At 36.7% G+C, this 7,394-nt stretch carries 7 protein-coding genes; 6 read left to right on the top strand and 1 reads right to left on the bottom strand.

Going from position 1 to position 7,394, the window contains the following annotated elements; all coding sequences use genetic code 11:
* Together SOS22_RS00205 and SOS22_RS00200 are read left to right on the top strand one after the other, a co-directional pair.
* Window positions 1-1,097, top strand: a 1,097-nt coding sequence (locus tag SOS22_RS00205) for a CDP-glycerol glycerophosphotransferase family protein (RefSeq protein WP_320595960.1), incomplete at its 5' end; no start/stop codon positions are given.
* A 3-nt stretch (window positions 1,098-1,100) separates the two neighbouring features.
* Window positions 1,101-2,195: a CDP-glycerol glycerophosphotransferase family protein gene (locus SOS22_RS00200; RefSeq protein WP_320595959.1), complete on the top strand. Its 1,095-nt coding sequence runs from the start codon at window positions 1,101-1,103 to the stop codon at window positions 2,193-2,195.
* Here SOS22_RS00200 and SOS22_RS00195 read toward each other — a convergent pair.
* On the bottom strand, window positions 2,182-2,856 hold the full coding sequence (locus SOS22_RS00195; RefSeq protein ID WP_320326299.1) for a GTP pyrophosphokinase family protein: 675 nt from the start codon (window positions 2,854-2,856) through the stop codon (window positions 2,182-2,184). The genes SOS22_RS00200 and SOS22_RS00195 overlap by 14 nt on opposite strands.
* A 90-nt stretch (window positions 2,857-2,946) precedes the next feature.
* Between SOS22_RS00195 and rsmG the strand changes: the two genes are divergently transcribed.
* From rsmG to glmS, 4 genes are all read left to right on the top strand, one after another.
* A complete protein-coding gene (gene rsmG, locus SOS22_RS00190; protein ID WP_320595958.1) occupies window positions 2,947-3,642 on the top strand; it encodes a 16S rRNA (guanine(527)-N(7))-methyltransferase RsmG in 696 nt (231 codons plus the stop codon).
* 2 nt (window positions 3,643-3,644) lie between these two features.
* A complete protein-coding gene (locus SOS22_RS00185) occupies window positions 3,645-4,418 on the top strand; it encodes a ParA family protein (protein ID WP_320326301.1) in 774 nt (257 codons plus the stop codon).
* Window positions 4,419-4,423: 5 nt separating this feature from the next.
* Window positions 4,424-5,290, top strand: coding sequence for a ParB/RepB/Spo0J family partition protein (locus SOS22_RS00180; RefSeq protein WP_320326302.1), 867 nt, complete (start codon window positions 4,424-4,426; stop codon window positions 5,288-5,290).
* Window positions 5,291-5,576: 286 nt separating this feature from the next.
* Window positions 5,577-7,385, top strand: a complete 1,809-nt coding sequence (glmS, locus tag SOS22_RS00175) for a glutamine--fructose-6-phosphate transaminase (isomerizing) (RefSeq protein ID WP_320326471.1) — start codon at window positions 5,577-5,579, stop codon at window positions 7,383-7,385.
* The last annotated feature ends 9 nt before the right edge of the window (window positions 7,386-7,394 follow it).

Raw genomic sequence — 7,394 nt, 5'->3', positions numbered from 1 at the left:
ACACCGTCATTTTCATTGCCTTTCATGGACGTGGCTATACGGATAATCCAAAATATATTCATCAAGAAATGTGTAAACAAGCCCGTTTTGATGGATATACGTTTGTATGGGCATTGAAGAAACCAAACGTGGAAATTGAACATGCCAAGACTATTCGGTACAATTCTTTACATTATTTTTATTATATGTGTAAAGCCAAATACTGGATCGTGAATTGTAAATTACCGAAACATATTCAAAAGAAACCAGAACAAGTCTATCTACAAACATGGCATGGGACTCCTTTAAAACGGTTAGCTCATGATATTGTGGAAGTTGAAAATCAGACCTTTTATCGCAGTGGTATGAATCGGAAACAAATGACAGATACGTATGATGATGATGTGGCAAAGTACAATTATATGATTGCGCCCAATGCATTTAGTTATAAAGTCTTTCAAACCGCTTTTCGTATCAATCCCGAACGATTGATCAAAACCGGCTATCCACGAAATGATTTTTTGACCAATATCACACCAGAACAGATTCAAAAGATCAAACAACGGTTTCATATTCCTACCGATAAAAAGATATTGTTGTATGCGCCTACATGGCGTGATAACTCCTATAATACAAGGGGATATACCTTTGCATTAAAAGCTGATTTTCATCGTTGGAAAGAAGTATTAGGCGATGAATATGTAGTTCTTTTTAAACCGCATTATTTGATCATCAATACATTTAAAAATGATGCTTCTTTGGAAGGATTCATTTATAACGTGGATGCGAATGCCGATATCAATGACCTCTATGTGATTAGTGATATATTAGTAACCGATTATTCGAGTGTTTTCTTTGATTATGCCAATTTAAATCGTCCCATGTATTTCTATATGTTTGATCTCGAAGAATATGCCGATGAATTACGCGGTTTCTATTTTGATATTTATGAAGTCATGCCTGGAGATATCATTCAAGACGAAGAACAGTTATTGGCAGATATTAAAAAAGGACAATATGATTTCAAACGTTTAGAAGCATTTAATCAACGCTTTAATAATTGGCAAGATGGTCACGCCTCACAAAGAGTGATCGATATCGTTTTTGGAAAGGAATAGTCTATGGGTCTGCAAAAGCGAATTCTGAATTTGGCTCTTCAAATCGTGAATGGATTGACGTTTTGGATACATCCACGATCCAATCGAATCACTTTCATTTCCTTGACACAAGACCATTTAACAAGTGATTTTTTATTGTTGGATGAAGCATTAAAGAAAGAACAAAAATACGATATTCATTATAATTTGATTCAATTTGACCAAAGTTTAAAAAGTAAAGCATCTTACTTTTTTAATTGTTTGAAACAATTGGTCGAATGCAAAAAAAGTGCATTGATCTTATTAAATGATAATAACTACGTGATTTCTACGCATAAACCAAAAACATGTCAAGTTTTGCAGATATGGCATGCTTGTGGTGCTATAAAAAAATTTGGGAATGAAATTCCAAGAGAATATCCTATTCAAAATTATGATGCCGTTATTTGTAATGCACCCTATTGGCAAGAAGTCTATGCCAAAAGTTTTGGTGTATGCCCCGAACAAGTCTATGTGACAGGGATGCCACGTTGTGATACATTGCTTCAAACCAAAGCGGACCCTTTCTTTTCCAAACATCCAGAATGCAAAGGAAAAAAAATTATTTTGTATGCCCCGACATTTCGAGGCAATATCATTCATGGCTTTCAAGTCGTTTCTTTTGATATCAAAAAAGTACAAGAAATGTTTCCAGATTGTTGCATCGTCTATAAGTTTCATCCTTTGTTAGGGAATATTCATGTGGATGATACGACCGCTATCAATGCGAATGAGGAAGATTTATATACATTGATGCAAGCATCGGATTGTTTGATCAGTGATTATTCTTCAGTGATCTTAGATTATTCTTTGTTGCATAAGCCTATTATTGGTTATATTTCGGATATTGAATCTTATGAAGATACAATTGGTCTAAATATTACTTTGGAACAATATCCCGGACCTGTTTGTCGTAATGAATCCGAATTGGTCGATGCATTAAAGCACTTGGATTCTTATGATTATCAAAAGGAACAATCCTTTCAACAAATGTGTATGACCTATACCGATGGCAACAATACCAATCGATGTATCGAGTTGATTGATACAATCATGAAAAGACATCCTATTTCAAAATAGGATGTCTTTTTTCACTTGCCTTTAGTTTTGTCATCTTTTCATCCAATCGAGCACAAATTTCAGCGGCATCATACAAATCGGTAGCCATTTCTTCCAATCGTTCGGGGGAAAGATCTTTTTTATAACGTAGTTTGTGTTCCAACGTTGCCCAAAGATCCATCGCAATGGTACGAAATTGAACTTCTACTTTGATCCAACGTTTTTCATTTGCCAAAAAAATAGGGGTTTCAATGATCAAATGAAGGCTTCGATAGCCATTCGGTTTGGGATGCGCAATATAGTCTTTCCTTTCAATTAAATGCACATCATCTTGTTGAAGTAGCAATTCAGCCAACATATAGATATCATCCACAAAAGATCCAATGACACGAATGCCCGCAATATCAAATAAATTTTCTTGCATTGATTCAAGGGTAAGAGGTAAACCACGATTTTTAAGCTTTTTTACGATACTGGTTTGCGATTTGATACGAGTTTCGATATTTTCAATGGGATTTCGATCATAATACATGGAAAATTGTTCATCCAAGACGCGAAATTTAGTTTCTACTTCTCGTAGTGCACAACGATAATAGGTCATCGTTTGACGATAAGGTAATGATTTTTCTTCATAATCGTCGTCTAAACAAGATTTGAGTAATTCTTCTAATTCTTCATTCATACTCTTATTCTAACATACATCGAATACAAACAATATTGACAAAAATAATGTCAATTAAAGGATAATAATAATTATGATATAATGCTTACGATGAATCGAGTAGAATTTCAATCCGCCTGTCAACGACAAGGCGTTGATGTCACAAACAAACAATTGGATCAATTGGAGCAATATCTTCATTTACTACAAGAGTGGAATCAAAAAATGAATTTGACCGCGATTGATGAAGAAGATCAAATCTGGGAAAAACACTTTTATGATTGTGTGATTCCTTTTGCGAATGAAATGGGGGAAACACTTTGTGATGTGGGTTCAGGTGCTGGCTTTCCTGGTATCCCGGTCGCTATCGTTTATCCCCAATTTCATGTCACATTGGTTGAGCCACTTTTAAAGCGGTGTCGCTTTTTAGAAACGGTGAAACAAGAATTGGGATTGGATATTCAAATTTGTAACGAAAGAGCCGAAGATTTCGCAAAGAAAAATCGGGCTCAATTTGATATTGTCACTTCCCGTGCTGTGGCTCGATTAACGATTTTATTGGAATTATGCATTCCTTTATTACGGGTGACAGGATCTTTTGTTGCTTTAAAAGGGAAGAATGCCGAATACGAAGTAAACAATGCGAAAGTGGCCATGGAAACGCTGAATGTGATCTTAAAAGATGAAAAAATTGTCCATGTTGCTGATGCTGATCATGTGAATTTATATTTTGAAAAAATGAAACCAACCTCAAAAAAATATCCAAGAGTGTATGGTCAAATTAAAAAGAAGCCTTTGGGAGAATAAGTATGGGAAAAGTTATTGCGATTGCCAATCAAAAGGGTGGTGTTGGCAAGACCACAACAGCGATCAATCTATCGAGTGGTTTGTCCTATCGTGACAAACATGTTTTATTAGTGGATCTGGATCCACAAGCCAATGCTACACATGGTTTGTTACGACCCGATGATGTATACGATAAAGATATTTATCAAGTATTGATGTCAGAGATTCCCATTGAAGATGCCATCATTCATAAAACAAAACCGCATTTGGATATATTACCTTCACATATTAGTTTAGCTGGGGCTGAATTGGTGATGGATAAAATTGAAAAGGGAAAAGAAGCTTTATTAAAAAAACAATTGGATGCCATTCGTGATCAATATGATTATATCATTATTGATTGTCCGCCAAGTTTAGGCTTGTTGACAACCAATGCATTGACTGTAGCGGATAGTGTATTGATTCCTGTACAATGTGAATATTATGCATTGGAAGGTGTTACACAATTGTTTTTGACCATTCGTTTGGTTCAAAAAACTTATAATCCGAAATTACGAATTGAAGGTATTTTATTGACGATGTTTGATGTTCGTACACGATTGAGCGTAGAAGTTAGTCAAGAAGTTCGTAAAAATTTTATGAAGCAAGTTTATCAGATTGCGATTCCTCGAAATGTGAAATTATCAGAAGCACCGAGTCGAAGTTTGAGTATTTTTGAATATGATGATAGTAGTGCAGGTGCCAAAGCATATAGACAATTAACGGAAGAATTGATTGAACAAAACGAAAGCAGGTGAACACATTGAGTAAAGAAAGCAGTCGTCTAGGTCGTGGTTTGGATTCTTTGTTTGGGCAAGAAAATGTCACAAAGATCTTGGATGATATTGAAAACAATAACGAAGGACAAGAACAATTGATGATATCGGTTGATGAGATTCGTCCCAATCCGTATCAACCTCGTAAAGTTTTTGATAAAGAGGCACTACAAGAATTGAGTGAATCCATTCAACAACATGGCGTGTTTACACCCATTCTTGTCAAAAAGAGCATTTCTGGCTATGAATTAGTCACGGGTGAGCGTCGTTTGCGTGCTTCAAAGATGGCTGGTTTAGAAACGATTCCAGCCATTTTGGTTGATTTTGATGATCAACAAATGATGGAAATCGCATTGCTTGAAAATGTTCAACGTGAAGATCTGAACATCATTGAAGAAGCAAAAGCCTATGATCAATTGATCAAACGATTGAATTATACCCAAGAACAATTGGCGCATCGTATCGGAAAATCACGTGAACATATCACCAATACATTGCGTTTATTAAAACTACCAGAAGATGTACAAAATTATGTGGTGGCCAAACAATTAAGCATGGGGCATGTGCGTGCTTTATTGGGATTAAAAGATGAAGATACGATGCGTAAAGTTGCACGTCAAGCCATTGCCCAAGGAATGAGTGTTCGCAAGGTGGAACAGTTGGTAAAATCTATCAATGGAAAGAAAGTAGAAAAGCCAAAAGAGCCAAGTCTTTTTGTGAAAGAAGCTAAAAAACAATTGGAGGAATATTTTCAGACATCGGTATCCATCAGTTCGCATAGTGTATCGATTCATTATGAAGATGAAGATGATCTAAATCGTTTATTAGATAAATTGGGATTGATCGAAAAGTAATACGGATAGCACAATATCCGTATTTTTTTATGTGAATATTTTGTGAAATTCATAAGAAGTATTTAATTTTTATGAAAAATCATTATAATGGAGAATATCGTGGAGAAAGAATAGTAGAGCGCCAGGACTAGAAATCTAGTTGACGAGGACCAGGCTTATCGAAAGATTCGGCGGATGGCCTGGAGGTTGATACGACCTAAAAACAAGGACAAAACCAAGCGGTGACGTTTGAACAAATTCCTTGGGTATCCTCCATGATCAACACATAATAAGGAGGATATTGTACATGTGTGGAATTACAGCTTTTACCGGTAAAGATGCAGCTTTACCTATTTTGTTGAGTGGTTTGGAAAAGTTAGAGTATCGTGGATATGATTCGGCTGGTATTACTTTAGTGGATGACCAGGGGCTATACACAAAAAAAGCCAAAGGAAGATTGAAAGATCTAGAAGGTATGTTGGATGTACCTTCTTTCCATCAGACAACAGGGATTGGCCATACCCGTTGGGCTACGCATGGGGTGCCATCGCAATTGAATTCACATCCGCATACCAATGCTGCCAATACCATTTCGATCGTTCATAATGGGATCATTGAAAATTATGAAGGAATCAAAGCGGATCTAAAAGCGAAAGGATATAAATTTCAATCCGAAACCGATAGTGAAGTGATCGTTCATTTATTGGATTACTACTATGATGGAAATATGTTAGAAGCCATGAAGAAAACGGTCAATCAATTGGATGGAAGCTTTGCGATTTGTATTTTAACAACGGATGAACCAGATACCGTTTATGTTGCCAAAACTGCCAGTCCAATGGTTTTAGGAAAATCGGAAAATGGTACATTTGCAGCTTCGGATATTCCTGCCATCTTGGAATATACAAAAGATGTCTTAATTTTGGAAGATGGTCAAATGGCCAAATTAACACCAAGCGATATTTCGGTATATTCATTTGAAGGCGAATCGGTGGATGCGAAATGGACGCATATTCCTTATGATATTGAAGCCGCACAAAAAGGTGGATACGATACGTTCATGTTGAAAGAAATTTATGAACAACCAGAAGCTATTCGTGAAACTTTACGTGGACGTGTTGAAAAAGAAAAAATTCATTTGGAAGACTTAGAAAAATTAGATCTTGAAAAGATCAATCGAGTATATTTTGTTGCGTGTGGTACAGCTTGGCATGCAGGTATCTATGCCAATTCGCTATTCCAAAAATGGATCGATGTGCCTTCGATTTGTGTCGCTGCCAGTGAATTTAGATACAGCGATCCACATATTGATGATAAGACATTGTGTGTATATATTTCCCAATCTGGTGAAACCGCAGATACTTTAGCGGCTTTGAAGATGTCCAAGGAAAAAGGGGCACAAACGATTTCCATCGTCAATGTATTGGGCTCGTCTATTTCACGGGCCAGTGATGTAACTTTATATACATGTGCGGGACCAGAAATTGCCGTCGCTTCCACAAAAGCGTTTACCACGCAATTGGCATTGGTTACTTTATTGATCTTAAAAATGGCGGAATTACGTCATACCACGGTAGATTGTAAAGCAGAATTGTTGGAAGGCTTAAAACGAATGCCAGAAGTGGTCAGTGAAATGTTGGATAAACATGAATTGATGAAACAATATGCGGCTTTCTTAAAAAATCAGGAAGATGCATACTTTATTGGTCGTCAATTGGATTATGTCAGTGTATTGGAAGGAGCATTAAAATTAAAAGAAGTCTCTTATGTCCATGCCGATGCTTACTTTGCCGGCGAATTGAAGCATGGTGCCATTGCCTTGATTGAAAAAGATACCGTTGTGATTGCGATGGCAACCCAACCAGAAGTAGCCGCTAAAACGATTTCTAATATCGAAGAGACCATGGCTCGTGGTGCCAATGTGATCTTGATCACAACGAAGGATCAGCCAGCACCAAAATTTAAATATGTCATTCGTATTCCGGATGTACATCCATTGTTGGCCGTCATTCCAGTCACGATCTTATTGCAGTTATTTGCCTATTATGCAGCGGTTGAAAAAGGCCGCGATGTCGATAAACCACGTAACCTTGCGAAATCGGTCACGGTAGAATAAAAAAAGAAG

Origin of the sequence: Absicoccus sp. (assembly GCF_034090965.1) — a bacterium.
GTDB lineage: Bacteria > Bacillota_I > Bacilli_A > Erysipelotrichales > Erysipelotrichaceae > Absicoccus > Absicoccus intestinalis.
This window is presented reverse-complemented; position numbering and strand designations above follow the sequence as displayed.

Coding starts and splice junctions, on each gene's coding strand:
- SOS22_RS00200 (WP_320595959.1), top strand. CDS start 1,101: ATGGGTCTGCAAAAGCGAATTCTGAATTTGGCTCTTCAAATCGTGAAT.
- SOS22_RS00195 (WP_320326299.1), bottom strand. CDS start 2,856: ATGAATGAAGAATTAGAAGAATTACTCAAATCTTGTTTAGACGACGAT.
- rsmG (WP_320595958.1), top strand. CDS start 2,947: ATGAATCGAGTAGAATTTCAATCCGCCTGTCAACGACAAGGCGTTGAT.
- SOS22_RS00185 (WP_320326301.1), top strand. CDS start 3,645: ATGGGAAAAGTTATTGCGATTGCCAATCAAAAGGGTGGTGTTGGCAAG.
- glmS (WP_320326471.1), top strand. CDS start 5,577: ATGTGTGGAATTACAGCTTTTACCGGTAAAGATGCAGCTTTACCTATT.